Here is a 26,186-nt window from a genome sequence, read left to right as displayed (position 1 = left end):
TGCCCACGCCGGGTCATACAGGCCGGTGCGGCACGCCCCGGGTGTCGGTCTTGGGCTGCGCGGATGGGTAGGTACCTGACGCTGTCAGAGGCATCCGCACGGTCCGTAACGGGCGGCGAGGCGGTACGCGCCGCGCCACTCCGGGCGTTGCGGCGTGCGTCGAGGAAGGGGGTGATGGGCGGTCGAAGGGGACTGACAGATCCTCAGCGCGGTGCCTATGATGCCGAGGATGAAGAACAACTCCTCGTACGGATCGGGGGAATCGTTCGCGCAAGGTGAGTGCTGATGGCACATCACTTCGCGAACACGATTCCGGCCCACCTGTTGATGTGGCAGCGCGTGCGCGAGTACGCCGTGCCGCCGTCCATGATCGAGACCGCGACCGCACGGCGTGCGGTCGGTGACTGGGCGGGTGCCTGCGCCGCTGCCCGGGTCGACACCGATCTCGATCTGCGCGCCGTGCGCGACCGCCACGGCACCGAGCTCGTCACCCGCCTTCGTGCGGATCTGCGTCGGCTGGCGCCGGATCTGCTTCGCTGGCACATGCCCCGGATCGCCCCCGACGGACGGCTCCGGCCCGGCCTGACCATCTCCCTGAGCCGTTACCGGAGTTCCGGAGCCACGCCGTTGCAGCTAGTGGTGCGGACACCGCCGGCCTGGGCGGACGCCGGACAGCGGATGTCCCTGGCTCTGTGGGAGGAGTCCGGGATCGGCGCTCCGAGGCACCATCCGCACCCGCATCCCGACCGGCGTTTCCGGCTCGACCTGCACCAGCATCTCTGGGACTCCGGGCGGTGCGGCGAACTGGCGTGGCGGTGTGGTGCGGGCGGGGCGCCGTTCCTGGCGCCGCCCGACCGGCCCTACACGCTCGCCCGGCCGGACGTGCCAGACCTGCCCGATCGGTCCGCCGTCCACGACTGCTCGTGGGCGACGGCACGGTGGGCCGCCGAGGCCGAGCTGCTGCTGGGAGCCGAGGGCCGCCCTCGCGGTGCCTTCACCGTGCGGCTCGGTACGCGGAGCCGCGCCGTGCTCGAACTCGTCGCCCCCGACGACAGCCATGCCCCGACGTTTCGGCCGCTCCGGGAGGCGCTGCCGCCGCAGGAGGTCGCAGCGCTTCCGGTGCTGCCGGAGGCGGCGGCCAGGGTCCTTCCGGATCTGGAGTTGCTGCGGGCCGGGCTGGTCGCGTCCGATCGGCTGCATCCGCTCGTCGCCACAGCATTGGCGGTGGCTGCCTCGGTGGCGGCGGCCGGTTCGGGACCGGCGGCTGGCTCCGCCCCCCAGCCCGGCGACCCGCACCGGGTGGAGTGCCGGGGCGAGGTCCACCGGATCGCGCTGCGGGACGGGGCACTGACGGCGATCGATCATGCCCCGGCACAATTGCGCCGGGAGGAGCTGCTGGTGGCGCTCGGCGGGCCCTCGCTGCCCTGCCTGCGGGCGATCGACGCGGTGCACCGCGAACCCGAGGCACTGCCCGCGGTCCGGGAGCGGCTCGGCCACGGTGACGTCACCGGGGCGCTGAACGTGGTCGAGGGGTTGCTCGGTCCCGGTGCGGTCCTGCGCGACGGGCCGCTCCGGGAGGAGCTGGAGTCGGCTGCGGCCCGCCGCATCGACCACGGACTTTTCCGCTCGGGGCTGGTCGCCGTGCACCCCGCTGCCGGTGCGGTCGGGGGCGGGAACGCCTCAGGCTTGGGGCACGCGGAGACGGGCCACCGGCCCCGGCTCGATCGCCGTACGCCTGCCGCAATGGGCCTCAAGCGGAGCAGCCGGGCACGGCCCCGTACCGGCCTGACCTGAACCTGATTACCGGGCGATCGTCTGACCGGCTGCCCCACCTACGTCCCGCGCTCGCACTGCGCGTTCCGCGCCGCACAACCCCACCACCTTTGGGACGCGCCGTCCCGTTCCGTTCCCTCATCCCACCCCAGGTGATGCCCATGACCTCCAGTACCCTCCTGCCCGCTCCGCTCCCGGCCGTCGGTGCGCCCGTACCCACTCCCGCCGACGCATCCGGAACCGGAACCGGCGCCCACCTCGCCCTCGCCGATGACCTCCTGGCCCTGCTGCGGACGACCACCACCGAGCCGCGCCCCGACGAGCAGCTCGAAGCGCTCACCCTGGCTGTCGCGGCCGATCTACCCGTGCTGCTGTGGGGCGAGCCGGGCATCGGCAAGACCGCGGCCCTGACGCAGCTCGCCGCGTCCCTCAACCTGCCGCTGACGACCGTGATCGCCAGCGTCCACGAGCCGACCGACTTCTCCGGGCTGCCCATCGTCGGCGACGACCCGACGGTGCAGGGGGTGCCGATGGCGCCGCCGCAGTGGGCCGTTGAACTCGTCCGGGCCGGGCGGGGGTTGCTTTTCCTGGACGAACTCTCCACCGCCACCCCGGCCGTCCAGGCCGCGCTGCTCCGGGTTGTTCTGGAGCGGAGGGTTGGTGCGCTGCAACTGCCGCCGGGAGTACGGATCGTGGCCGCCGCCAATCCGCGCGCGTCGGCGGCGGACGGGTGGGAGCTGAGCCCGCCGCTGGCGAACCGGTTCGTGCATCTGTACTGGGTGCACGACCGGGAAGTGGTGGTGCGCGGACTGGGCGGGATCTGGCCCCGGGCGGAGCTTCCCCGGCTGGTGCCGGAGCGGCTGCCAGAGGCGGTGGCTTACGCCCGGCGCGCAGTCTGCGGTTTCCTGCAAGCCCGGCCGACGCTGATCCACCGGCTGCCGAGCACCGAGACGCGGCGCGGCGGTGCTTGGCCCTCGCCCCGGAGCTGGGAGGCCGCGTTGACCCTCCTGGCCTTCGGCACGGCGGCCTCCGTCTCCCGGGAAGTGCTGGCGCTGCTGGTGAGAGGCGCGGTGGGGGACGGGCCAGGGCTCGAACTCCTCGCCCATCTGGACCGTATGGAACTGCCGGACCCGGAGTCGTTGCTGGCCGATCCGGCCTCCGCCGAGCTGCCGGTGCGGGGCGATCTACGGCAGGCCGCGCTGGAAGCGGTGGTGGCCGCCGTAGGGGCGCGGCCGCAGCAGGCGCGGTGGGAGGCGGCCTGGGCGGTGCTGGTCCGGGCACTGGAGACCGGCGTCCCGGACCTGCTGGTCGCCCCGGCGACGGCGCTGGCCGCGCTGCGGCGCGACGACTGGGAGGTGCCGGAGGCGGTGGAGCGGCTGGCCGGGGTGATCGGTCTCGCCCGGCTGGCGGACCAGTCGGTGGGGCGGGCCGCGGCGATGGCCGACGCCGAGCGTACGACGGGGGCGCGCCGATGACGGGGGCCGCAAAGCGCCCAGGCCCGCACCCAGTGCCGCGCCCGATGTCCCGGCCCTCGCCGCCGCGCCCGGTGCGGGCCACTGTGCCGAGGCCGCCGGCCGGCTCCGGTGGGCCGTACGGCCGGCCCGGACTCCCTCTGGACATGGAGAAGTTGCTGGCCGCTCGGCTGCATGCGGTGAAGGTCCGCCCCTACCTGGCCGGCGCACTCTTCGCGCTGCACGTGATGGAGGACCGTTCAGTGCCGACGATGGCGGTGGACGCGCACTGGCGCTGCTACGTCTCCCCCGGCTTCGTGGCGGGCACCCCGGTGGAGGAGCTGGCGGGCGTCTGGGTGCACGAGGTCTCCCACCTGCTCCGAGACCACCACGGGCGCAGCGAGCGGTATGCGCGGGAGCACGAGGAGCACGGGCCTGGCGAGCGGCTGCGGCGGAACATCGCGGCCGACTTCGAGATCAACGACGACATCTACGGTGACGGTCTGCCCCTGCCTGCCGGGGCGGTGCTCCCATCGCTGCTGCGGCTGCCCGACGGGCTGCTGATGGAGGAGTACCTGCGGACGGCCTCGATGTCCGGGCCCTCCGCGGACCTGGCCTGGCTGGACTGCGGAAGTGGTGCCGACGGGCAGGACCGGCCGTGGGAGCTGGGGCCCGACGGGGCATACGGGCTGAGCAGGCAGCAGCGGGACGCGGTCCGCTTCCGGGTCGCCGAGGGGATCAAGGGCCGGCCGGGCGACGCTCCGGAGGGATGGCGCCGGTGGGCGGACGAGGCGTTCCATCCACCGCAGCCGTGGCGGCAGTTGCTGGCGGCGGCGGTCCGCTCCGCGGCGGGTGCGTCGGGAGTGGGCGAGGACCACAGTTACCGGCGTCCGTCCCGCCGATCGGCCGCTGTTCCCGGGGCGCTGCTGCCGAGCCTGCGCCGTATGCCGCCCCGGGTCTGCATCGTGATCGACACCTCCGGGTCGGTGAGCGACGCCGAGTTGGGCAGCGCGCTGCTGGAGGTGGCGGCGATCTCGCGGGCGGTGGGCGGGCGGCGCGACCTGGTGTCGGTGATCTCCTGCGACGCGGCGGCCGGGGTCGCCGTTCCGCTCTGCCGCGCCGAGAACATCGCACTGGTCGGCGGCGGGGGAACGGATCTGCGCTCCGGTTTCGCCCGGGCGCTCCGCTCCCGGCCCCGACCGGACGTGATCGTCGCTCTGACGGATGGTCAGACGCCCTGGCCCTCCGCACAGCCACCCTGCCGCACCGTCGTCGGTCTCTTCCCCCGTCCGGCGAGCGCAGTGGACGAGGAAAACCCCGACTACGCCCCGGACGCTCCGCCGCACTGGGCCCGCGTCGTCACCATCAGCTGAGAGAGCGCAGTGGCGCGGCACCACGACCGGGCGCTGTTCGCGCGGGCACCTGCCTGCTCATCGGCCCACCCTTATCAGGTCGATCCTTGGAGACTCCTGACGCTGCAGGTTCATCGCTGGAGCACCTGTCGGCGACGGGTGAGTCGTGGTCGCAGGACGGTGTCGGCCTGGTGCCACGGGCGGGGGGTGCTGGTACCGGCGGCGGTGGGCTGGTCGGAGACGTCGTGGGCGGCGAGGCGTTCGCGGTTGATGTCAACGCTGGATGTCAGGCGTTGCTCTGCCGGGCCATCGGACTCGGCGGTATCGGTGCCGCTGTCACGCCGAGTCTCTGATGGCATTCCGGCAGGCCATGCCACACGGTTTTCCGCCGAATCGGCAATCCAAAAGGGCGCCGCTTACGTAACCGAATTACGGCTGCAACCTGGGATACGTCCCTGGTCGGCTGGTTCCCGTGCAGCGGGGATCTTGGATGCGAGACGTGCTCCTCGCCCGCGCGGGAGGCGACGCCCACGACCGTGCCGCTCCCTTGCGGCCGCGGTCATCCGTTCCGTGCCGACAGGACCGCGTCGGCCCGGCCGCACGGGCCGACGCAGCGGAAGGAAGAGTGCATTCATCATGTGAGCAAAAGGCGCTAGGCGTCTCGTTGCGACGTCAGCCGCCATTCTGATGGCCGGCGGCGCTGCGATCGGCGCGGCCGGCACGGCAGCGGCAGCAGCCCCTGCCGTGCACACCCATGTGACCACCAGCCGGTGCTTCGGCGACGACTGGGGCTGCTTCGACCACGGCGGGTTCCGCTTCGGCCACCGCTTCGACCACCGATTCGACGGCGGATTTGTTGTGATCATCGTGCGCCTGTAGTGGTCGCCGCCGGCACCCAAGGGGGCGCGCTCATCGCGGGCTCGCCCCAATCGCGGTGCTCGCCCCTCGCCCGGTCTCATGCTGCGTCGAACCACGCGCCAACGGCGTGGCCCAGGACCCCTCGGAACCAGGAACTGCCTGCGGGCGGTGAGCCGGCGGGAGGCAGACCGCGGCCTGCAGGACTTCCGCGATCTCGAGGGGGTGCTCGCCATCGATCAGTGGCTCGGCGCCTGGTCCGGACTGGGGAAGCACACCGATCACGTGCTCACCGGAGCATCCCATGGATACGAAGAGTTACATAGCGAAGGTTTACAGGCACCCGGCTTCTGCCCCTGCGGAAACGGCAGAGCGAACCACCGCCGTGCTGGGGTCCTCCCCCGCCGACTGGGGACTTCTGCTCATCCGGCTGACATTCGGACTGCTGATGGCCGGGCACGGCGCTCAGAAATTGTTTGGGATTTTCGGTGGCACGGGCCTGACGGCGACTGGCACAGGATTCGCCGCCCTCGGCTACCGACCGGGGAAGATCTTCGCCGCGATCTGCGGTCTGTCCGAATTCCTCGGCGGTCTCGGTCTGGCCGCAGGGCTGCTCACCCCGCTCGCGGCCGCCGCCCTGATCGGCGTGATGATCAACGCCATGGCAACCGTGACCGGTGCCCACGGCCTGTGGGAGACCAGCGGCGGTGTGGAGTACAGCGTCTGCATCGCTGTCGTCGCCTTGGCCATCGCCACCATCGGTCCCGGGCGCCTGGCCCTGGACCGGTTCTTCCGTTGGGGTGCCGGCGGCTGGGCCGAGGGGGCTTTTGCCCTGGGCCTCGGCGGAATCGCCGCCGCCATTGCCCTGAGTCTCTGAATCTTCGGGAAACCACCGCCACCTGCAACCGGGCAGGTTCCAGTGGCTGCTCTGACACCCTCGGCCGGAGAGACTCGACCTGATGGAGATGTGGATGCCCGAAGCCCCCCAGGATCACTCTGGGGGGCTTCGGGGTCGTGTGTGCCGACGTTGATGTCAGACGCTGATGTCACCGGGCCGCCAGCCCGCGACACCGAGCCGCCGCACGAGGGGCGGTTCCTCTGGGGCGCCGTGATCAGGCTGTCCCGGCGCCTGGCCGCAGACGCTCCGCGCTGGCCGGAGAAATGCCCCGGCCGACTGCCCCGGGCGCGGGCATGAACCGCCCGTCCTTCGCCCGCACCAGCCAGCCCCGCTTCTCCAGCACGTAGGCACGGTGACGGATCTTCTCCACCTCGTTCTTGATCTCCGCTTCCCGGCCCACCGCCCGCGTCAGCTCCACCCCGTTCACCGGGCCCGAAGCGGCCACCACAGCGGCGAACACCTCCTGATACACGCCGCTGAGCACCTCCTCGTCCATGCCCGACCGCCACACCGGCGGCCTCTCGCCATGCCCCGCGCCCAAGCCGCTCGAACCCACGGCGGCAGCCATCTCACCACCAGACGGCACGGAAACCGGCGTATTCACCGGGCTTTCCTCGGCCAGCACTGACATGAGCTCCCCACGCCCCACCCGGGCCCGCTCGACTCGCTCCCGCGCGGCATCCACCTCCGCGTGAGCCTGCTCCAGAATCTCCGTCCAGGACTCCAGATGCAGCGGGACCACCTCCCGCCAGCTCCTTCGGCGTGATCCCGAGATCCTCGGCGACCCTGGGGCGGGGGTTGTTCCATTCTGATCGGTTGGTCCCACGGTGGTCGCGGCCACCACAGGGTCCAGTCGGCGCAACGTGGCCAGCAGGCAGAGCTGGAGGCGGGAGAGCCCGCAGTGCTTCATACGCAGGTTTGACACATGGAACTTCACAGTACGGGTCGCGATACCCAGGTGGGTGGCGATCTCCGCATTGGTCGGCCCACCCCGCAGCAGGTCAAGGACCTTCTCCTCGGTCCCGGTGAGTGGTGGATCGAGGGCGAGCGCGCGGAGGAGTAAGTCCCCCGCTGCCGAGGCACCACCGTCCCCGTCCAGCAAGCAGTCCCCGCCCACCCGGTCAACAGAACACATGAATCCCCCGGATTTCAAGAGCCGCACGGGCGGCCAGAGCCCGCGCAATCCTGATGTGCCTGGATCGTAACTGACCCGATCAGCTGTTGAGTTGTGCTGCGAGGCGGAGCCGGTCCTGGGTCTGTTGCTTGAACAGGGCGAGGGTCTCGGCGTGCTCTTCCACCAGAGAATTCTCGTACGCGGTCTGCACGGCGTAGCGGATGCCGATGTAGTTGACCTTCGTCTTGCAGGCGACGTCCGCTTTGGCGATCGTGATGGCCTCGGGGCTGGAGAGCTTGCCCCCCTCCAGGCCCAGGTCCGACTGGACGTTGTCGGGACTGGAGGTGGTGAAGCCCGAATCAGCCATGCACTGCGACCACTTGGTCGTGACCTTCCTCACCCGGGAGTCCCTCAGCGCCCTGGACTCGGCCTCACCGCCCAGATTGAAGACGTAGAGGATGTCGAGGGATCCGGGAGTCGGGGAGTACAGCTTAAGAGCCGACTCGCGACCGCAGCCGCCGACGGGCACCTCCTTGCCGTTGACGATGACGCCGGTGCCCGGCGCCTTCTCCGCCTCGGCCTGCGACATGGGTTGGTTGGTGGGGGCAGCTGCCTTGCCCTTTGCCTTCGCCGCAGCCTCGGCAACGGGGTCCACCCCGTTGAGCACCGTCTGGCCGGTTCTGCTGAGAGCGGCCTGCGACTGTCTCTTGACGGGTGCCGGGTCGGTTGCCCGGTCAGGGCTCGCGTAGCCGAACTGGGCGGCGTCCTCCGCGTTGGCCAGCCCGAAGACCCGTGAGTTCGAGTCATCCCCGCTCGGAGGTGTCGGGGCGGGGAGGACGTAATCGAAGCCGAAGCGCTTCATGCATTGCTCGATCAGGCGATTCTGGGCCTTTTTCAGCTGCAACTGCTGATCGGGGGTGGCCGCGTATGCCGCGATGGGGAATTCCAGGCCTTCGGTGCTGCTCAATTTCTCGAAGCTTCCGATGGCCGGCTCCTTTCCCGCAGCGCCGGCTGCGGTCTCCTTGCCTGCGCAGCCGCTGAGGGTCAGGGCGGCAACGCTCATCAGACAGGTGGCGGCCAGGAATCGGCCTGGGAGAGCCATGCGGGGATCCTCGCGGTCGTCGTGCGGGTAGCGTGGGGGAACCGCTCCCACCTGCCTGATAACGGCAGGTGGGACAGCGGGCTGAGAGAGCTCGGGCATGTGCCGCCCGGCGCGATCAGTAGTTTCCGCAGTTCGGGACCACCCAGCAGGCCGACTCGATGTTGTTCTTGAAGTTGGCGCTCGCGTTACCGATGTAATAGGCGGGAATCGAGCCCTCGTACGTACCTCCGGCGTTGGGGCCGGTGTGGACCCACCATTGGTCTCCACTGCGGTTCCAGTAGGAGGCCGTGTTGTTGCCGACGACCTGTCCCTTGCCGTTGCACGAGGCGGAGGTCGGGTAGGCCTTGAAATAGTCGTTGTTGAAGTTGAGGTCCTTGTCGTACAGGTCGAAGACGCAGCCGGCTTGGTTCGAGTTGTAGAAGAAGCCGATCTCCTCAGCGTCCAGATAGCCGTCGTAGGCGACCTGAGCTGCTGCCGCTGTGCCGGCGGTAGCCAGACCGAAGCCGCCGAGGGCGGAGATGGCCAGCGCGACTGTGGCTACGCGGCGGGTGAGGTGGGTCATCGAGAACTCCTTAATACACAGGTGCTGTTGCGCGTGCAGTTGTTTCGATGCGTGCCGAGTTATTACAGATCGACAGGCAAGCTCCGTCTACTGTCCCTTGGGCCAGTAGACGGCGGCTCTCGCCACGTGGTGGGGTCAGTCGCGGTTGGACCCGTCCTGCGGCGGACGATCCCGGGGGAAGACGGCTGGGCGTGACGTGCCGCGGAGCGGCTACGCCGCCACCCCCCTCTCTTCAGCAAAACGGAGTTACTCATGCCCTCCCCCACCCGCGTCACGCAATCACTGTGCGCAGCACTGCTCGCAGCCGCTGTCCTGGCCGGATGTGGCGGTGCCGAGGGGGACAACGCGGGCAGTGGGAGCGATTCCAGCACGAGGCCCGCGGCAAGTGGGGAGCCCTCGGCGGCGAGCGACTCCGAGCGTGACTACTACGGGTGCCTGGAGAAGAACGGGGTCAAGATCGAGACCACCCCCGACGGTGAACTCCGTGTGGTCAAGGCCGGCGGGGACGGGGCGGTGCTGACCAAGGCCGAGAGCAAGTGTGCGGCTCTCCTGCCGGCGCCGGAGACCTCCGAGGACGACGGCGAGACAGCGAAGGCAGACCCGGCCTTCGTCGCGTGCATGAAGGCCGAGGGCTTCACCACGTACAACAGGGCCAAGAACAGCGACAACGACGCCCTCAAAGCGGCCCTGAAGAAGTGCAGCCCTGGCCCGGACGACGACGCCGTCGTCGGCGGCTGACCGACCCCGGCAGGACACGGTGAAGCAGGTCTGCAGGGTGCGACGAGGAAATGTGACGAAGTGACCGCACAACCGGATGCTGGGGACGAACCCGTTGTAAAGACGACGCAGGAGGTCGGGGAGACCGCCGCCGCAGGCGGAGGTCCGGCCGGCGGGCTTGCGCGTAGGCGCCGTTGGATCGCCGCTGTCGCGGGTGGGGCGGTGTTGCTCGCGGGGGCCGGAGTGGTGGCCTCCACGCTGATCAAGTCGCCTTCGCAGGCGGCGGCGGAGGCGAGGCCGCCGGAGCGGTCGGTGCTGACGTCAACGGTGGAATACCGGGTGTTGACGTCGTCGGTGATCGTGCGCGGGCAGGTCGTCGCCGGACAGAGTGTGGATGTGGCGCCGCAGGTGGCCGGCGGGGAGGACGGTGCCGCACCCGTCGTGACCAAGTTGCCGGTCAAGCAGGGCGATCGGCTGAAGGCCGGGCAGGTCTTGCTCGAGGTCTCGGGGCGGCCGGTGTTCGCCCTGCCCGGGCGGATACCCGTCTACCGCGATCTCAAGCCCGGCGCGGAAGGCGACGACGTGAAGCAGCTGCAGGAGGCGCTGCAGGCCCTGGGACACAGCACGGGCGGCGATACCGCCGGGACCTTCGGAGCAGGGACCAAGGCCGCCCTCAACGCCTTCTACGCCGCGATAGGTTACGACCCGCTGCCGGCTGTGGGCGACGACGGGAAAGGGCTGAAGTCGGCCGAGAGTGCGGTAACGGCGGCTGAGCGGGCGCTGGAGGAGGCCAAGGACGCCGAGGGCAAGGGGTCGGCGCATGCGGTGCAGTACGCGCAGGATGATCTGGATGAGGCGCGGGATGAGCTGGCTGCCGCGCAGGCCGCGTCGGGTCCTCGGCTGCCGGCCGGCGAAGTGGTCTTCCTGCAGGGCTTTCCCGCCCGGGTGGACGCGGTGCCGGGACACGTGGGTGCGCCCGTGGACGGGACGATGCTGACGGTGTCCGGCGGGAAGCTCGCGGTACAGGCCTATCTGCAGGAGCACCAGAAGGGCCTGGTGCGCAAGGGGCAGCGGGTGCAGATCTACTCGGAGCTGACCGGCATCGAGGCACAGGCGAAGGTGGGTTCGCTGGCCGATTCGCTGACTGCGCCGGACAGCGGCAGCGGGGGTGGCGGCGGCGAGGGCGAGCCGGACGGCGGGGCGTCGGCGGCGCCGGGACAGAGCGGTTATCTGCTGCGGGTCGATCCGGACAAGGCGTTGGATGCCCGGTTGGCCGGGCAGGATGTGCGGCTGACCATCGAAGCGGCCCGTACCGACGGCAAGGCCCTGGTCGTGCCGATCACCGCGCTCACCGCGGGCGCCGACGGCCGGACCACGGTCACGGTGCTCCAGCCGGACAACGAGCGGCGTCGGGTGGAGGTGCGCACGGGCACCGCGGGCGACGGCTTCGTCGCCGTGGAGCCGGTGGGGGCTGCCCGGCTGGCCAAGGGCGAGCAGGTCATCGTGGGTGTGAAGAAGGGGGCGGCGGGGCAGTGACGCCGGTCATCGAGTTCCGCCAGGTCGGCCTCACCTACCCGGGGCCGCCGCCCGTGCCTGCCCTCAAGCCATGTGAACTGCTCGTCGAGCCGGGGGATTTCGTTACCGTCGTCGGGCCTTCGGGCTCGGGCAAGTCCACCTTCCTCAACATAGCCGGGCTGCTGGACGCCCCCACCCATGGCACGTACCTCCTCGACGGCTACGACACCGGCGCGCTGTGTGACGCCGATCGAACCGCGCTGCGCGGTCGTCGCATCGGCTTCGTCTTCCAGGCCTTTCATCTGCTGCCGCACCGCTCGGCGTTGGAGAACGTCACTCTGGCCATGGTCTACAACGGCGTCCCCCACGCCGAGCGGGCCCCGCGCGCCCGCGACGCCCTGGTCCGCGTGGGCCTCGGCCACCGCATCGACTCGCTGCCCACCCGGCTCTCGGGCGGTGAGCGCCAACGCGTCGCCATCGCCCGGGCACTGGCCGCCGGCCCCTCTCTGCTGCTGTGCGATGAGCCCACCGGCAATCTCGACACTGCCAACGCCGGGGCGGTCCTGGAGCTGCTGGACGAACTGCACACCGACGGGATGACCATTTTGCTGATCACGCACGATCCGGAGGTGGCCGCCCGCGGTGCCCGCACCGTAGCCATCCGCGACGGTGTCCTTCGTGAGCAGCAGGTGGCCGTGTGAAGCTGCGCATCCGGCGTGCACGCGCCGCCACCGGCGTCATACCCTCCGTCTTCACCCCCCGCGACCTGCTCGCCGAGGCCACGGCCGGGATGCTGCAGCGGCCCGCCCGCTCCGCGCTGACCGCGCTCGGCACGGTGCTCGGCGTCGGCACGTTCGTGGCGATCCTCGGACTGACCGCGACCACCTCGTCCCAGATCGACGCCCGGTTCAACGCCCTGACCGCCACAGAGGTGACGATCGAGGAGACGGTGGACGACCCCGACCAGCTCACCGGGCCCGCCTTCCCCGAGGATGCCGACGCCCGGATGCGCAGGGTGAACGGGGTCAAGGCCGCGGGGGTCTACTGGACCGTACGGGACGACCGGGCGGGCAGCGTCCGCTCCGCGCCCATCGGCGACAGTGCCGGAGGCGAGCGGATCGATGTCGTCGCAGCCTCGCCCGGCGTCCTGAAGGCCGCCGTGCCGACCCTGGCCGAGGGGCGGCTGTACGACGAGCGGATGGCCAAGGCCGGCCGGGTCGCCGTGATCGGCGCGGGAACCGCGAGCCGACTGGGCATCACCACCCTGGAGACCCATCCCGCGCTGTTCATCGGCGAGGAGTCGTTCACCGTCGTCGGTATCGTCGACGATGTGGAGCGCAAGGCCGACCTGCTGCTCTCCGTCGCCGTCCCGCGCACCACCGCCGAGCAGATCTGGGGCGCCCCCGACCCCACCGAGTCCGGCATGCTGATCGCCACCGACCTGGGCGCCGCCCAGCAGGTCGCCACCGAAGCGGCCACCGCGCTGCGCCCCGACCACCCCGAGTACTTCAAGGCCATCCCGCCCCCGGACCCCAAGGCCCTGCGCTCGACCGTGGGCTCCGACCTGAATCAGCTCTTTCTGCTGCTGGCCGGGATCTGCCTGATCATCGGCGCGGTCGGCATCGCCAACACCACTCTGGTCGCGGTGCTGGAGCGGACCGGCGAGATCGGGCTGCGCCGCGCCTTGGGCGCCCGCGCCCGGCACATCACCGCCCAGTTCCTGGCCGAGTCCGGAGCCCTCGGCACCCTTGGCGGCCTGGTGGGCACCAGCCTGGGCACCGTGACGGTGGTCGCCGTCGCTGTGGCCCGGGACTGGACGCCGGTCGTGCACCCCGCAACCGTCGCCGCCGCCCCGCTGGTCGGGCTGGTCACCGGCGTGCTGGCTGGCCTCTATCCGGCCTGGCGGGCCTCGCGCATCCAGCCGGTGGAGGCCCTTCGGCGCTGACAGGTGAGGTCTGCGGGGCCTATCGGAATGCCGACCGCGCCCCTGAAGGTTCTGCCCTTGGGCGCGGCTTCTTTTTCCGGCGCTCCTGGGTCACACCGGCCCATGGCCGGCCCCGCCGCCCCTGCGGCACCCCGGCGCCACGTCAAGCGCAAGACCCGCGCCGAGACCACCAAGGCGGTCCGCGAACCGGAGCGCAAGCGCGACTCCGGCACCGTCGGCAAGGCCGGGCAGACCTGGACCGTCACCACCTGGCTGACCCACTGGGCCGAGAACATCGCCGCACCACACGTGGGGGAGAACACCATCGACGGCTACCGCGTCGCCGTCTACCACCACCTCATCCCCGGCCTCGGCGCGCACCGTCTCGCCAAGCTGGAGCCCGAGCACCTGGAGCGCTTCTACGCCAAGATGCAGAAGGCGGGCAGCGCCGCCGGCGAGCCGCAAGATCGAGAGGGCGGGCGTCAACGCCCTGCGCGCGCTCCTTGAGGAGCATGAGCACATCGTCCAAGAGATCGACGGCGGAAACGATCACGGCGAGGACATGATCGTAAACTTCACGCGCGACGGTAAGAGGACGCCGTATTGGATCGCCATTCAGGTGAAGAGCGGCAAGAAGTACAAGCGAGTTAATGGATACGCCATTCCCATCGAAGACCACTTTGACGATTGGAGGCAGAGTCGCATTCCCATTCTTGGTGTCGTGTACGACATGAAGAAGCGGGAGTTGTTTTGGGTTAACCTCACGGAGCAGTTGAAGTCTGCAGCGGAAAGCCCGGGATGGGTGCAAGTGGCGAACACTTGCCCTCTGAACTCGGAAACGATCGAGCATTTCTATGCGGAAGTCGCTACCTACGCTGGCGACGCGAGAATGCGTATCCGTGCGGCGACTGAAGAAGAAGCCCTCAGTGAAGCGGTTCGTGCAAGGCAGGGGCTGGATCCTGAAATCGCCCCGAACCCCCTGTTTGAGGGGCTCGCGGACATCGCACTTAAGTATGAAGAGCGACTAAAGGTAATACGAAGGAACCTCATTGCGGCTTTGCCGATGATGATTCTAATATTGCTAATGTTGTGGGTGTGGCCCTATCAAATTCGCTTCGTCGAGGGCTCATCGGACATGCCTGCATGGCTGTGGGTTTCCAACATCTATCTGTTCATGTTCATCATGTCGCTGGTCATGTTTTTCGAGCTCAGGGTGGGTAGGTTCCCGATTGAGACCGGAAAGTGGCTGTGGTTGATCGCGGGCAACTTCTTCTGGCTGCCCGTAATGGACTCCGACGGTGACCACGGGTGGTGGGGAACATTCTGGATTACTGTCGGCGTAATCGTTCCTTCCTTCGGTCTGAAGTTGTTGTTTGTTACGTTTATTCGCTTTGCGATGGATCGCATCAGGAAGAGGCGTGGACTGGAAATGGGATAGGCGCGGCTACGTAGTGGCCTGCGCCGGCTGGCCGCTGCCGCTGGTTGCCAGGAAGCCACCGCTTTAGGAGTTCGATCCGAGTCCGCTCCGGCTGCCGTCATCGACTGGTGCGGCGGCCAGACAGAGGTACTGGTGTACGCCCCTGTCCGGCGTCGTTGATGTCAGCCGTGGATGTCAGAAGCCTTCTGGCCCGTAGCTCTATTGCCGCGCGATGGGATCTAGATCCACTCCTTCATGCCCAGCTGCTAGCGTCCGGCACCATGTGGGCTCAAGAGATCGTGGCTGGCCGACCGGCTTGGCGGCACACCCCCTCCGGAGTGGTCTTCCGGGCTGTTCCCGGTGGGACGTTCCGGATGGGCTTGTCCGACGCGGAACTGGATGCCGTTCGTGCCATCGAGCGGGCCGACGACGCCGATGACGACCTCGAAGCGTTCTTCGCTGGTGCTATCCGAGCCCGGCCGGTGCGGGAAGTGCGGGTCGAGCCATTCCTGATCGCCCGGCATCCGCTTACGGTTGCGCAAGTACGGCACTGGCTGCCCGAGTACGAGGACAACTTCGTCGATTCGGCTTCGAGCACCGCCCGGTTCGAGGACGACTTGGATGACCTGCTTGGGACGTTGCCATTCCGGCTGCCCAGCGAGGCGGAGTGGGAGTATGCGGCTCGGGCGGGCACAACCACCCTGACCTTCCGCGGGGATGGGAGGCCGGACGAGGACCAGGTGCTCGACGACTTTGCCGACGAGGAGCGCACTGCCGCGGCTGAGAACGCCTTCGGGCTGGCGGCGATGGGATCGGCAAACGAAATCTGCGCTGACGTGTGGATCCCGCATTTCACGGACGCACCGGTGGACGCACGCCCCCGCACCGGAGACGGACCGCGGGTGGTGCGCGGAGGCGCCGGCGACCTCTATCCGTGGCAGGGCTGCGACGAGTGGCTGCTGTTGCTCTCCGCCACCCGCTACGAGTTCCAGGACTTCACCGCAGTCCGTCCGGTTGCACCTGTGCCAACCAGCTAGGGGCATGCCGAGCACAGAGGCAACGCGTAGTCAGGACGCGCGCCAGCACGCATAGGAACAATCCCGGACCCCACCTACCGTGCGGCCATGTCGCCAGTTTGGAAGACGCCGTATGCGGATGGCCGCTGACCTGGCGACTCCCTGACCTGGTCCGGAGCGAGGTTGGCGCCGCTGTTCCCCGTGAGTCCCCGCTGCGTCCCCTGCGAACGGGCACGCAGCGGGCACGATGAACCTCTCGATGCGAACTACGGGCGGGGCGGTCGTTGGAGTCTCCTCGCCTGCTCATCCGGGCCGTGAGGACCGACTATGGACGATCGCGGTCGGCACGGTTGCTGTACTTCTCTGCTGTATCGCACGAGCATCAGTGATCTGCGCCCTCAGTATCTGCTCGGCTGCGCTGATAGCTGACAGAGGCCGGGATGGTCCAACACGGCAAGACCGCAGCACTGATTATCCCGGACCACGGCTGTGGCACGTTGTGCTGATTAATGACGTTCAGAGCGATTAGAACCGCACCCCAGCCAATCAGCAGAGGCTTCTTTCCTACGTGGCGCATGACGCTGGTGAACGTCCCGAACCGCTGTTGCCGCTTACCGTGTTGAGGCTTCATGGCGGGACCGTACCGACGAGGGCCACTGTTCCGGCAGAGGTCGGTGGAGCGGCTTTGGGCTGGAGCTGCTTTGGGGCGAGTGATCATGGCCCCGTAAGCTTCCGGCGCGTCGGGCAGTCTGTGGACCTGCCCGTTACCGGCTGGGACATCTCCGTGCCCGACCCACGGGAGGTGTGCTGGCGGCGCACCCAGCTCACCGGAGAACTCCCGTTGCCCGCCAAGGACACCGACGGCAAGGGCATCGACCTTCTGTTCAGGCTGACGAACTTCACCAACGCGGAGACCGAATGCCTGGCCATCGCCTGGCTGGTCGGCTGTCTGGGGCCATCTGTGCCCGTCCCCGCCCCGTTCCTCACCGGCCCGCAGGGCGCGGGGAAGTCCACGGCCGGCCGGATGCTCGTCCGGATCATCGAGGGCATGAGCGGCGACCTGCGCCGGGCACCGAAGGATGAGGAGAACCTGATCGCGGCCGTGGCGGCGGGGTGGGTCACGGCGTTGGACAACGTCTCCCACATGACACCGGACCTGTCCGACGCCATGTGCTGCATTGTCACCGGGGCCGAGAGCGTCAAGCGCGCCCTGTTCACCGACGGGGACGTACACCGGGCCCGCTACCGCCGCCCCCTGCTCCTGACCGGCATCGACGTCGGTGTCATCCGGCCCGACCTCGCAGAACGGCTCCTGCCCTTGCGACTGGAGCGCCCCCGCGTGAGGCGTACCGAGGCCGAGCTGTGGGCGGAGTTCGAGGACGCTTTGCCCGTCATCCTCGGCTCGCTCCTGGACCTCACGGTCAAGGTCCGCGCCGCTGAGGCGGAGACCCCCACCGATCTGCGGATGGACGACTTCGCCCACCTGTGCGCGCAGTTCGACGCGGCCACCAGCCTCGGAGCTCTCAACGCCTACCGGGCCAGCCTGGACGACCTGAACGACGACGTGATCGAAGGCGACCTGCTCGCGCAGACCGTCCTCGCGCACACCGACAGCATCGAACCGGGCGGCGAGCAGCGGATGACGTCCACCGAGTGGCTGCACTGCCTCAGCCGCGTCTACAGCAGCGACGAGCTGCGGCCCCTGCCCAAGGGGTGGCCGACCACCGGCAAAGTCCTCTCCGACCGCCTCAAGCGGCTCCAGCCCACTTTGGCCGCCCGTGGGGTCCTTATCGACTCGGGCCGCACCCGGGAAGGCCGCTACCTCGAAATGACCCGCCGCTCCACCAGCCCGCCCCCAGACGAGCAGACGGAAGCGTTCTGACCCGCAGCCCGTTCGCCCGGACAAGTGTCCTACGACGGCGAAGATAGATTCATTGCCAACGAAGTTTGACTGCAAGGCGAGGGTTGATGAGCCGCCGCATATCCCAAGGTGTCCTGGTCGTCGGGTCGATCGGCGTTCTGATCAACATCGTGGACGCGATCGGGACGGGGCGTCTGGAGCCGCACGATGCCTTCGCCGCGCTGGTCGCGCTCGGTGCGGGTGGTGAACTGCTCAAAGAGCGGCGGCCCAGGGCCGCGAAGGCGCTGTACGCCGTGGCGTCGGTGCTGCTGGTGGTTGCCGGATCCGTCGCGGGGGCCAGGGCGTGGGCCTCGTTCTTCAGGGGCGCGGCCTATGACTGGCTCGACCTCGGACTCGGGGTTGCGGTCGTGCTCTACGTGGCCGCCGGCGCGGGTCAGCTGCTCGCGCACCTATCCCGCAGAGCATCGAAGTCCCGTGGAAATGCCGGCATGCTCAGCGAGTAGCACCGACACCGGTCAAACTTCGGTGGCAATGGATCAATCTTCACTGTCACAGGTCAACAAGCAAGAAGAGCACCAGCTCCGCGGGGCGTGCTCTTCTTGCTGTTCGGCGGAACGCCGCCCGATGGTCGCGCCGCGCAGCGGCCCCTCATTCACGCTCTGAGAGGCCACCGGACTACTAAAGACACCCCTTCTTTTTCCTAAGTAGGGAAGCTCTGCGTCACCTGCGTCACGCAGGTCGGAAAACGGCCCCTGGCCTGCGGCTAAGGGCGTGACGCAGACGGCAGGCTCTGCGTCATCCTGCGTCACCTGCGTCACGCGGTGACGCAGCCCGTGACGCAGCGATGACGCACCCCCACATCACTGCGTCACGGGAAACCGCAGGTCAGAAGCCCGCATGACGCTGGTGACGCTGTGACGCAGAAATCCGCACCTAGGACAGGCGCAGCCCCCGGAAGCCCAGACCGAAGGCTCCGTCACCGAAGCGATGAACGACAAAAGGAGCGTCACATGGAGACCGCCCGAATCGCTCAGGGCGATGACAGCACCCTCGTTCTCCTCACCGTTGAAGAAGCTGCGCGTCGCCTTCAGATCGGCCGCACCACCTGCTTCACCCTCATTCGCTCGGGGGTGGAGTCCCTGATGATCGGTCGACTCCGCCGGGTGCCTGCCGACGCCCCGGCCGCGTACATCGCGCGTCGCCGCGCTGAGGGCTTCGCAGCCTGACCTGTTCAACGCCGGAGCGCCGCCCACCTACCGGGGGCGGCGCTCCGGTCGTTTCACTCCACCGACTTGAAGGAGATCCCGCCCGTGGCGGAGAAGAAGCGCACTCGCCGGGCGAACGGCGAAACGGCCGTCTACTTCGGCAAGGACGGCCGTTGGCACGCCCGGGTGCCGATGGGCTACAAGGACAACGGCTCGCCCTACCGCAGGCACATCACCCGTCCGACCGAGGACGCCCTGACCGCGGAGGTCAAGCGGCTGGAGAAGCAGCGTGACCAGGGAACGGCGCAGCAGCCCGGCAAGCTGTGGACGGTCGAGAAGTGGTTGTGGCACTGGGTCGAGAACATCGCCAAGGACGTCGTCAGCGAGAACACCTACGACGGGTACGAGGTGGCGGTTCGCGTGCACCTCGTACCCGGCATCGGCAAGCACCGCATTGACCGTCTGGAGCCAGAACATCTGGAGAGCCTGTACCGCCGGATGCAGAAGAACGGCAGCAAGCCCGCCACGGCACACCAGGCCCATCGCACCGCCCGTACCGCTTTCGGTGAGGCGGTGCGCCGTGGCCACGCCGCGAAGAACGCCGCCGCCCTGGCCAAGCCACCACGGGTGGAGGAGCCGGAGGAGGAAATCGAGCCCTACTCGGTCGAGGAGGTGCAGAGCCTGCTGATCGAGGTGAACAAGCGCCGCAACAGCGCTCGTTGGATGCTGGCACTGGCGCTCGGCCTGCGGCAGGGGGAGACGCTGGGGCTGCGATGGGTCGACGTGGACCTGGACCATGAGTACCTGAAGCTGCGCCGGAACCGGCTGCGCCCGAAGTACGAGCACGGATGCAAGGAGGCAGATCCATGTGGGCGGAAGGCCGGGTACTGCCCGGATCGCAAGCAGGTACGGCGCGAGACGAAGAACACCAAGTCTCGCGCCGGCCGCCGTGCGGTTCCCCTGCCGGGCCCCCTGGTCGTCATGCTGCGCAAGCACAGGGAAACCCAGGCCCGCGAGCGCAAGGCTGCTGGCAACCTGTGGACCGAGTCGGACTACGTGTTCACGAAGACGCTCGGTGGCCCGCTCAGCCCGAACACGGACTACCACGACTGGAAGAGGCTGCTGGAGGACGCTGAGGACGCGTGACGCGCGGCTGCATGATGCCCGTCACACCGCTGCCACCGTCCTCATGCTGCTCGGCATCCCGGACCGCGTGATCGACCAGATCATGGGCTGGGAGGCAGGCACGTCCTCACGGATGCGCGCGCTACCTGCACGTCCCCGACGCCATGCTGAAGGCGGTGGCGCAGAAGCTCGCGGACGCCATCTGGGGGCCCGCACCGAGCGCCCCTGTGGACAAAGACCAGAACAACGAGGGCTGAGACAACGTCGAAGGGCCCCACCGCAAGCGGTGGGGCCCTTCGACGTATTGCCCGGTGAGAGCAATGGCGGAGGATACGAGATTCGAACTCGTGAGGGGTTGCCCCCAACACGCTTTCCAAGCGTGCGCCCTAGGCCACTAGGCGAATCCTCCGCGGCAAACAATACAAGACGTTGAGCAGTGCTCGCGAACCCGTTCCCCGGAGAGGGGTCGGGAGGGGGGCGGGTGGACTTGACCGGGTGGGGATCGGCTAAGGTGGGCATCAGCCCCTCACGTGGCGCTATCTGACTGAACTCCCCCAGGGCCGGAAGGCAGCAAGGGTAGGTTGGCTCTGGCGGGTGCGTGGGGGGCCCTTGCGTGTTCGAGCCCGTGGCGTCGATTCCCGCGGCTTCCGAGTCTCCGCGGCCGCTCCTTCCCCGGTGGTGTCCCCGGTCCGGGGCCGGTTGTCGGTCCGCCCCGATAACCTCGTATGTGTGTCGTCCCTTGCGCTGTACCGCCGCTACCGCCCCGAGTCGTTCGCCGAGGTCATCGGGCAGGAGCATGTCACCGACCCGCTGCAGCAGGCCCTGCGGAACAACCGGGTCAATCACGCGTACCTGTTCAGCGGTCCGCGCGGTTGCGGGAAGACGACCAGCGCGCGGATCCTCGCCCGCTGTCTGAACTGTGAGCAGGGCCCCACGCCGACGCCGTGCGGGGGGTGCCAGTCCTGCCGGGACCTCGCGCGCAACGGGCCGGGATCGATCGATGTCATCGAGATCGACGCCGCGTCGCACGGTGGCGTGGACGACGCCCGTGATCTGCGGGAGAAAGCGTTCTTCGGGCCCGCCTCGAGTCGTTACAAGATCTACATCATCGACGAGGCGCACATGGTCACATCGGCGGGGTTCAACGCCCTGCTGAAGGTGGTCGAGGAGCCGCCGGAGCATCTCAAGTTCATCTTCGCGACCACCGAGCCCGAGAAGGTCATCGGCACGATCCGGTCGCGTACGCACCATTACCCGTTCCGCCTCGTACCGCCGGGGACGCTGCGCGAATATCTGGCCGAGGTCTGCGGCAAGGAGAACAGCTTCGTCGAGGACGGCGTCCTGCCGCTGGTCGTGCGGGCCGGCGCCGGTTCCGTGCGTGACTCGATGTCCGTCATGGACCAGTTGCTGGCCGGCGCGGGCGACGACGGTGTGACCTATGCCATGGCGACCTCGCTGCTCGGTTATACGGACGGCTCGCTGCTCGACTCCATCGTGGACGCGTTCGCGGCGGGCGACGGGGCCGCGGCCTTCGAGGTCGTGGACCGGGTGATCGAGGGCGGCAATGACCCGCGGCGCTTCGTCGCCGACCTCCTGGAGCGGCTGCGCGACCTGGTGATCCTGGCCGCCGTGCCGGACGCCGGGGAGAAGGGGCTGATCGACGCGCCCGCCGACGTGGTCGAGCGGATGCAGGCCCAGGCGTCCGTCTTCGGCGCCGCAGAGCTGAGCCGCGCCGCCGACCTCGTCAACGAGGGGCTTACCGAGATGCGCGGGGCCACCTCGCCGCGTCTCCAGGTCGAGCTGATCTGCGCCCGGGTGCTGCTGCCCGCCGCCTTCGACGACGAGCGTTCGCTGCAGGCCCGGCTGGACCGGCTGGAGCGCGGTGCTTCGTTCGCGACCGCCGGAGCCGGGCCCGCCATGGGGTACGTGCCGGGCCGGGAGGCGGAGGCGCATGCGCCCGTGGCCATGGTTCCGCCGGGCGGCGGCGTCGCTGCGGCGCGGGCCGCGGTACGGGGGGACGTACCCGAGGCCGCGCCCGTGCCCGCCGCGCCCGCAGCACCGGTCGCGCCTGCGCAGTACGCGGCGCCCGCCGCCCCCGCACCGCAGCCGCCCGCCGAGGCTCCCTCCGGCGGTCAGCGTCCCGGGGCCTGGCCCGGCGCGGCCGCGCCGGAGCAGGGGCGCCGTCCCGGTGGCTGGCCGACCGCTTCTGCCCCCGGTCAGGCACCCGCTCCCGTCATGCCTGCGGCCCCCGCTCCCGTGCCTGCCGCCGCGCCCGCTCCCGGTGCGGCCGAGCCGAGTCCGGGGATGGCTCAGGGCGCCGCGCAGGTGCGGAACATGTGGCCCGACATCCTGGAGGCCGTGAAGAACCGGCGCCGGTTCACCTGGATCCTGCTCAGCCAGAACGCGCAGGTCACCGGGTTCGACGGCACCACCCTGCAGATCGGCTTCCTCAACGCGGGCGCCCGCGACAACTTCGCGAGCAGCGGAAGCGAGGACGTGCTGAAGCAGGCACTCGCCGAGCAGTTCAACGCGCAGTGGAAGGTCGAGGCGATCGTCGACCCGTCGGGCGGCGCGGGGCAGCCTGCGCAGACCGGCGGCGGACGGCCCTCCGCCGCAGCCGCACCGCAGCGTCCGGCCGCCCCCGCCCCGCAGCAGTACGAGTCCCGGCCCGCGCCCGCGCCGGCCCTGCACCAGCAGCCGGGCACCGGTCCCGCACCCGCCGCGGCGCCCGCACCCCAGCCGCACCATGTCCCCGAGCCGCCGCGTTCGGTCGCGCCGGAGGACGACACCCCCGAGGCGGACGACCCGGACCTGGTCGATTCCGCCCTCTCCGGCCATGACCTGATCGTCCGGGAGCTGGGCGCCACGGTCGTCGAGGAGTTCACCAACGAGTAGCGGTCCGGAAGCTGCTCCACGGGGTGTCCACGGAGCGGCGCCCGTCAAGACGGCTGTGCCCCGGCGGCTAGGCTGCACCCCGTGAAGGTCCTCGTCATCGGCGGCGGCGCCCGCGAACACGCCCTGTGCCGCTCTCTCTCCCTCGACCCCGACGTCACCGATCTGTACTGCGCTCCCGGCAACGCCGGCATCGCAGAGGTGGCTGAACTGCACCCGGTCGACGCACTCGACGGCGCCGCCGTCGCGCGCCTCGCCACCGAACTGGGCGCCGAGCTGGTGGTCGTCGGCCCGGAGGCGCCGCTTGTCGCCGGGGTCGCCGACGCCGTCCGCGCCGCGGGCATCCCCTGCTTCGGTCCGTCCGGTGAGGCGGCCCAGCTGGAGGGCTCCAAGGCGTTCGCCAAGGACGTGATGGCCGAGGCCGGCGTCCCCACCGCCCGCAGCTATGTCTGCAGCACCCCCTCCGAGATCGACGCGGCCCTCGATGCCTTCGGCGCCCCGTACGTCGTCAAGGACGACGGGCTCGCCGCGGGCAAGGGCGTCGTCGTCACGGACGATGTCGAGGCGGCCCGCGCCCACGCGCTGGCCTGCGACCGCGTGATCGTCGAGGAGTTCCTCGACGGCCCCGAGGTGAGCCTCTTCGCGATCACGGACGGCACCACCGTGCTGCCGCTCCAGCCCGCCCAGGACTTCAAGCGGGCCCTCGACAACGACGAGGGCCCGAACACCGGCGGGATGGGCGCCTACTCCCCGCTGCCGTGGGCCGACCCCAAGCTGGTCGACGAGGTCATGGAGTCGGTCCTTCAGCCGACCGTCGACGAGCTCCGCCGCCGTGGCACCCCGTTCTCCGGGTTGCTGTACGCGGGTCTCGCGATCACCTCGCGGGGCGTCCGGGTCATCGAGTTCAACGCGCGCTTCGGCGACCCGGAGACCCAGGTGGTCCTGGCCCGGCTGAAGACCCCGCTGGCCGGTGTTCTGCTGGCCTCCGCCAACGGCACCCTGGACGAGCTGCCCCCGCTCAGGTGGCGCGACGCCGCCGCGGTCACCGTGGTCATCGCCTCGCACAACTACCCGGACACGCCGAGGACGGGTGACCCGATCGGCGGCCTCGACGACGTTGCGGCGCAGGACGCTCCGCACGCATACGTCCTGCACGCCGGGACCAGGCGGGACGGCGACACCATCGTCAGCGCGGGCGGCCGGGTGCTGTCCGTGACCGCGACGGGCGAGGACCTCGCCACCGCCCGGGAGCGGGCCTACACTGCGGCCGCCCGGATCCGGCTCGACGGCTCGCAGCTCCGTACGGACATCGCCCGAAAGGCCGCCGAAGCCTGATCGGCCGGTCCGGTACCTCCATTTCGCCCCCTCGCGCCTCGGGCCCGAGGGGGCGACGTCATGCCCCTGCCCCATGGGTACCGGCACGTCAGCACCTTTACCCAAAGCCATTCCATCGAGTGACGGCTGGGCTATCCGGATGACGTCCGCCGAGGCCCCAACTAGGGTGCGGCGCAAGCGTTCCGGCACTTGGCCCACCGGCATTGCGATGTCTGTGACGGGTGCCACAGTGGGGGAGTGAGCAATACCGCCGCGGGGGCAAAGGGGGTGACGTCCGGCCGTGTCCGGTACCAGTGCTGGTGAGGAGCTGGGCGCGCAGGCTGCGCGCACCCGAGCTCTCGCCCTGCTGCGCATTCGCAGCAGGGCAATGGCTGCGGCCCTGCTGCCGGCGGCGGTCGCCGTCGTGCTGCTCGTCGCGGGTGCGCAGGGCCGTATCGGCGGTGGCGTCTTCTACGCCGTGCGCTGGGCGGTGACGGCCTGCGCCGTGCTCGTGCTGCTGGGCGCCGTCGCGGTCTCGGTCGCGATCGTGCGGGCGAGACCTGCGGTCAGTCCTACGGTCCCGCTCAGCGAGCAGGCCGCCCCCGATCTCTACCGGCTGGTCCGGGACCTCGCCGACCGGCTCGGCGTCCCCGCGCCGTCGGCCATAGCCCTCACGCCCGACTGCGACAGCTGGCTGGAGGACCGCAGCCACCCCGCCGCGCAGCCCGCCGGGGGCTCCGCGGGCCGGCCCGCCGTCTCCGGCGGCCGCCGGCATGGCGTGCAGACGCCGCCCGTGCTCGTCATCGGTTCGCCGTTCCTGTGGTGGATGCGGGTCGCGGAGCTACGGGCGGTGCTCGCCCCGGTCGTCGCGGGCACGGGCCCTTCCGCCCATCCCGACATAGCCGCCGCCCGCCGCTTCGTACGGGGCCTGGACGGCGCGGTCGCCGACGCGGACACCCCCGTGCCCGGACCGCTCGCGACACTGCGCAGGGTGCCGCGCCGCGCCGTCGGCTGGATCGCACGGCTGCTGCTCCGCACCTGTCGTGGTCATGCGGCAGCGATGGAGCGGGCTGTCGCCGCCGCCGCGTCCGAGCGTGCACAGGCTGTGGACTACGGGCTGCGGATCGTCGCCCAGGAGCAGGTCGGACTTGCCTACGCCGGCTGGGACCGGCTGCTCACCCGGGTCGCGCTGCCCGCCTGGCGGATGGGCCGCTGGCCGTCCCGGCTCGACGCCGGGGTCGTCTCCGCCCTCACTGAGCTCTCCCGGCGCGACCGGCTCGCGGAGAGCTTCGCCTCCCGGCTCGGTGAGCGCCCGGCCTGCGACCTTCTGGAGGAGCCCGGAGCGGCCGACGAAGCTGCCTCGCTGCTGGCCGCCAGGCTCTTCCACGGCGGCCCGGCGGAGACCGGTCCCGACTGGTCCCCGGTCGACTGGCAGCAGTACCCGGAAGAAGTCGTCGACCGGAAGTGGCGCACCGAAGCGGCCCGTCTGCACCGCGTCCTGGACGCGCTGGGCGTACGGCATGGGCCGACGGCCGCGGAGGAGGACGTGGCCCACGCGACGCACGGATCGCACGGCGCCGATCCCGTGGATGTCGCCGTGCCCACACTGGCCCGGGTCGTCGAGCATCTGGCCGGCCGGAGCGGCCGCAGCGAGGAGCTCGCCGCCGGGATCAGTGCCGCGGTGGCCCGCGAGGAGGCAGCAGCCCCGCCGGGCCCCCCGGCAGCCGGTGTCTCCGGCACCTGCCCTGCCTCCGGCGGCGATGTCCTGGACTTCTGGGGACCCGACCCGCTGCCGCTCTTCCCGCTCCAGCCGCCCCGTACGGGTGCGGAGCTGCTCGCCGACCATGTCGCGGCGATGGTCTGCTGCGCCGCCGTGGACACGGCGGGTGCGGCGCCCGGCCTGGACTGGCTCGACGGACCCGCGCTGCTGGTCGACGGCGAGCGCCGGGCCGATCTGGGCAGCCCGGTCCTCAGCCTGGTCGAGGACGGCGACGCCGGACCGCTGCGTTCGTGGCTCGCCTCGGTGGGCGTCCGCACCGACAAACCCGTCCGCCTCGTCTGACCCACGGGTGCGCCTCCGTGGGTCATGGGGG

General features: G+C 70.0%; 20 protein-coding genes, 1 tRNA gene, 1 other RNA gene and 4 pseudogenes. 20 read left to right on the top strand and 6 right to left on the bottom strand.

Features of this window, described 5'->3' with window-relative positions:
* Positions 1–285: 285 nt before the first annotated feature.
* The 3 genes from ACNPQM_RS04145 to ACNPQM_RS04135 all read left to right on the top strand — a co-directional run bounded on the left by ACNPQM_RS04145 (position 286) and on the right by ACNPQM_RS04135 (position 4,597).
* A complete protein-coding gene (locus tag ACNPQM_RS04145) occupies positions 286–1,794 on the top strand; it encodes a hypothetical protein (RefSeq protein WP_418082885.1) in 1,509 nt (502 codons plus the stop codon).
* A gap of 140 nt (positions 1,795–1,934) precedes the next feature.
* Complete coding sequence (locus ACNPQM_RS04140) at positions 1,935–3,248, top strand: AAA family ATPase (RefSeq protein WP_418082884.1); 1,314 nt, start codon at positions 1,935–1,937, stop codon at positions 3,246–3,248.
* 143 nt (positions 3,249–3,391) lie between these two features.
* The gene (locus tag ACNPQM_RS04135; RefSeq protein WP_418082883.1) at positions 3,392–4,597 is read left to right on the top strand and encodes a DUF2201 family putative metallopeptidase; all 1,206 of its coding nucleotides are present in this window, start codon (positions 3,392–3,394) and stop codon (positions 4,595–4,597) included.
* A 110-nt stretch (positions 4,598–4,707) separates the two neighbouring features.
* Here ACNPQM_RS04135 and ACNPQM_RS04130 read toward each other — a convergent pair whose 3' ends face one another.
* Positions 4,708–4,935, bottom strand: a complete 228-nt coding sequence (locus tag ACNPQM_RS04130; RefSeq protein ID WP_418082882.1) for a hypothetical protein — start codon at positions 4,933–4,935, stop codon at positions 4,708–4,710.
* Between the two features lie 328 nt (positions 4,936–5,263).
* On the opposite strand from ACNPQM_RS04130, the gene ACNPQM_RS04125 reads away from it, so the two are divergent.
* Entirely contained in the window at positions 5,264–5,455 is a 192-nt protein-coding gene (locus tag ACNPQM_RS04125; RefSeq protein WP_418082881.1) for a hypothetical protein, read from the top strand.
* A gap of 280 nt (positions 5,456–5,735) precedes the next feature.
* Positions 5,736–6,308: a DoxX family protein gene (locus tag ACNPQM_RS04120; protein WP_418082880.1), complete on the top strand. Its 573-nt coding sequence runs from the start codon at positions 5,736–5,738 to the stop codon at positions 6,306–6,308.
* 235 nt (positions 6,309–6,543) lie between these two features.
* Here the strand turns inward: ACNPQM_RS04120 and ACNPQM_RS04115 are convergent, their stop codons facing one another.
* From ACNPQM_RS04115 to ACNPQM_RS04100, 4 genes and pseudogenes are all read right to left on the bottom strand, one after another.
* Complete coding sequence (locus tag ACNPQM_RS04115; RefSeq protein WP_418083014.1) at positions 6,544–7,071, bottom strand: hypothetical protein; 528 nt, start codon at positions 7,069–7,071, stop codon at positions 6,544–6,546.
* Positions 7,072–7,293: 222 nt separating this feature from the next.
* Positions 7,294–7,464, bottom strand: a pseudogene (locus tag ACNPQM_RS04110) (hypothetical protein); the annotation flags it as partial.
* Positions 7,465–7,543: 79 nt separating this feature from the next.
* Positions 7,544–8,545 (bottom strand): hypothetical protein, encoded by a 1,002-nt coding sequence (locus ACNPQM_RS04105; RefSeq protein WP_418082879.1) that lies wholly within the window; start codon positions 8,543–8,545, stop codon positions 7,544–7,546.
* Between the two features lie 115 nt (positions 8,546–8,660).
* Complete coding sequence (locus ACNPQM_RS04100) at positions 8,661–9,107, bottom strand: hypothetical protein (protein WP_358858207.1); 447 nt, start codon at positions 9,105–9,107, stop codon at positions 8,661–8,663.
* A 252-nt stretch (positions 9,108–9,359) separates the two neighbouring features.
* Here ACNPQM_RS04100 and ACNPQM_RS04095 point away from each other — a divergent pair, with 252 nt between their 5' ends.
* The 11 genes and pseudogenes from ACNPQM_RS04095 to ACNPQM_RS04045 all read left to right on the top strand — a co-directional run bounded on the left by ACNPQM_RS04095 (position 9,360) and on the right by ACNPQM_RS04045 (position 20,144).
* Entirely contained in the window at positions 9,360–9,845 is a 486-nt protein-coding gene (locus ACNPQM_RS04095; RefSeq protein ID WP_358858208.1) for a hypothetical protein, read from the top strand.
* 60 nt (positions 9,846–9,905) lie between these two features.
* Positions 9,906–11,360, top strand: a complete 1,455-nt coding sequence (locus ACNPQM_RS04090; RefSeq protein WP_418082878.1) for a peptidoglycan-binding protein — start codon at positions 9,906–9,908, stop codon at positions 11,358–11,360.
* Complete coding sequence (locus tag ACNPQM_RS04085; RefSeq protein ID WP_358858210.1) at positions 11,357–12,040, top strand: ABC transporter ATP-binding protein; 684 nt, start codon at positions 11,357–11,359, stop codon at positions 12,038–12,040. Before ACNPQM_RS04090 ends, ACNPQM_RS04085 begins: the two co-directional genes overlap by 4 nt.
* The gene (locus ACNPQM_RS04080) at positions 12,037–13,284 is read left to right on the top strand and encodes an ABC transporter permease (protein WP_418082877.1); all 1,248 of its coding nucleotides are present in this window, start codon (positions 12,037–12,039) and stop codon (positions 13,282–13,284) included. Before ACNPQM_RS04085 ends, ACNPQM_RS04080 begins: the two co-directional genes overlap by 4 nt.
* A gap of 102 nt (positions 13,285–13,386) precedes the next feature.
* A pseudogene (locus tag ACNPQM_RS04075) lies at positions 13,387–13,719 on the top strand (site-specific integrase); the annotation flags it as partial.
* 10 nt (positions 13,720–13,729) lie between these two features.
* Positions 13,730–14,701 carry a DUF4365 domain-containing protein gene (locus ACNPQM_RS04070; protein ID WP_418083013.1) on the top strand — a complete coding sequence of 324 codons (972 nt, stop codon included), beginning with the start codon at positions 13,730–13,732 and terminating at the stop codon, positions 14,699–14,701.
* 353 nt (positions 14,702–15,054) lie between these two features.
* Positions 15,055–15,717, top strand: a complete 663-nt coding sequence (locus ACNPQM_RS04065; protein ID WP_418082876.1) for a formylglycine-generating enzyme family protein — start codon at positions 15,055–15,057, stop codon at positions 15,715–15,717.
* 712 nt (positions 15,718–16,429) lie between these two features.
* Positions 16,430–17,578: pseudogene (locus ACNPQM_RS04060) on the top strand (ATP-binding protein); the annotation flags it as partial.
* Between the two features lie 86 nt (positions 17,579–17,664).
* On the top strand, positions 17,665–18,060 hold the full coding sequence (locus ACNPQM_RS04055) for a hypothetical protein (protein WP_418082875.1): 396 nt from the start codon (positions 17,665–17,667) through the stop codon (positions 18,058–18,060).
* Between the two features lie 507 nt (positions 18,061–18,567).
* Complete coding sequence (locus ACNPQM_RS04050) at positions 18,568–18,783, top strand: excisionase family DNA-binding protein (protein WP_418082874.1); 216 nt, start codon at positions 18,568–18,570, stop codon at positions 18,781–18,783.
* Positions 18,784–18,867: 84 nt separating this feature from the next.
* Positions 18,868–20,144, top strand: a pseudogene (locus ACNPQM_RS04045) (tyrosine-type recombinase/integrase).
* Between the two features lie 64 nt (positions 20,145–20,208).
* Here the strand turns inward: ACNPQM_RS04045 and ACNPQM_RS04040 are convergent.
* A tRNA-Ser gene (locus ACNPQM_RS04040) sits at positions 20,209–20,296 on the bottom strand.
* Between the two features lie 108 nt (positions 20,297–20,404).
* Here ACNPQM_RS04040 and ffs point away from each other — a divergent pair.
* From ffs to ACNPQM_RS04020, 4 genes are all read left to right on the top strand, one after another.
* Positions 20,405–20,501, top strand: an RNA gene (gene ffs / locus ACNPQM_RS04035) — signal recognition particle sRNA small type.
* Between the two features lie 115 nt (positions 20,502–20,616).
* The gene (locus tag ACNPQM_RS04030; protein WP_418082873.1) at positions 20,617–22,782 is read left to right on the top strand and encodes a DNA polymerase III subunit gamma and tau; all 2,166 of its coding nucleotides are present in this window, start codon (positions 20,617–20,619) and stop codon (positions 22,780–22,782) included.
* 81 nt (positions 22,783–22,863) lie between these two features.
* Positions 22,864–24,114 carry a phosphoribosylamine--glycine ligase gene (gene purD, locus ACNPQM_RS04025; protein WP_418082872.1) on the top strand — a complete coding sequence of 417 codons (1,251 nt, stop codon included), beginning with the start codon at positions 22,864–22,866 and terminating at the stop codon, positions 24,112–24,114.
* A gap of 280 nt (positions 24,115–24,394) precedes the next feature.
* Complete coding sequence (locus ACNPQM_RS04020; protein WP_418082871.1) at positions 24,395–26,155, top strand: hypothetical protein; 1,761 nt, start codon at positions 24,395–24,397, stop codon at positions 26,153–26,155.
* Positions 26,156–26,186: the final 31 nt, after the last annotated feature.

Origin of the sequence: Streptomyces sp. NPDC056231, from assembly GCF_048270745.1 — a bacterium.
Lineage (GTDB): Bacteria > Actinomycetota > Actinomycetes > Streptomycetales > Streptomycetaceae > Streptomyces.
The sequence above is the reverse complement of the archived record's forward strand: the minus strand, read 5'-3'. Positions and strand labels throughout refer to the sequence as shown.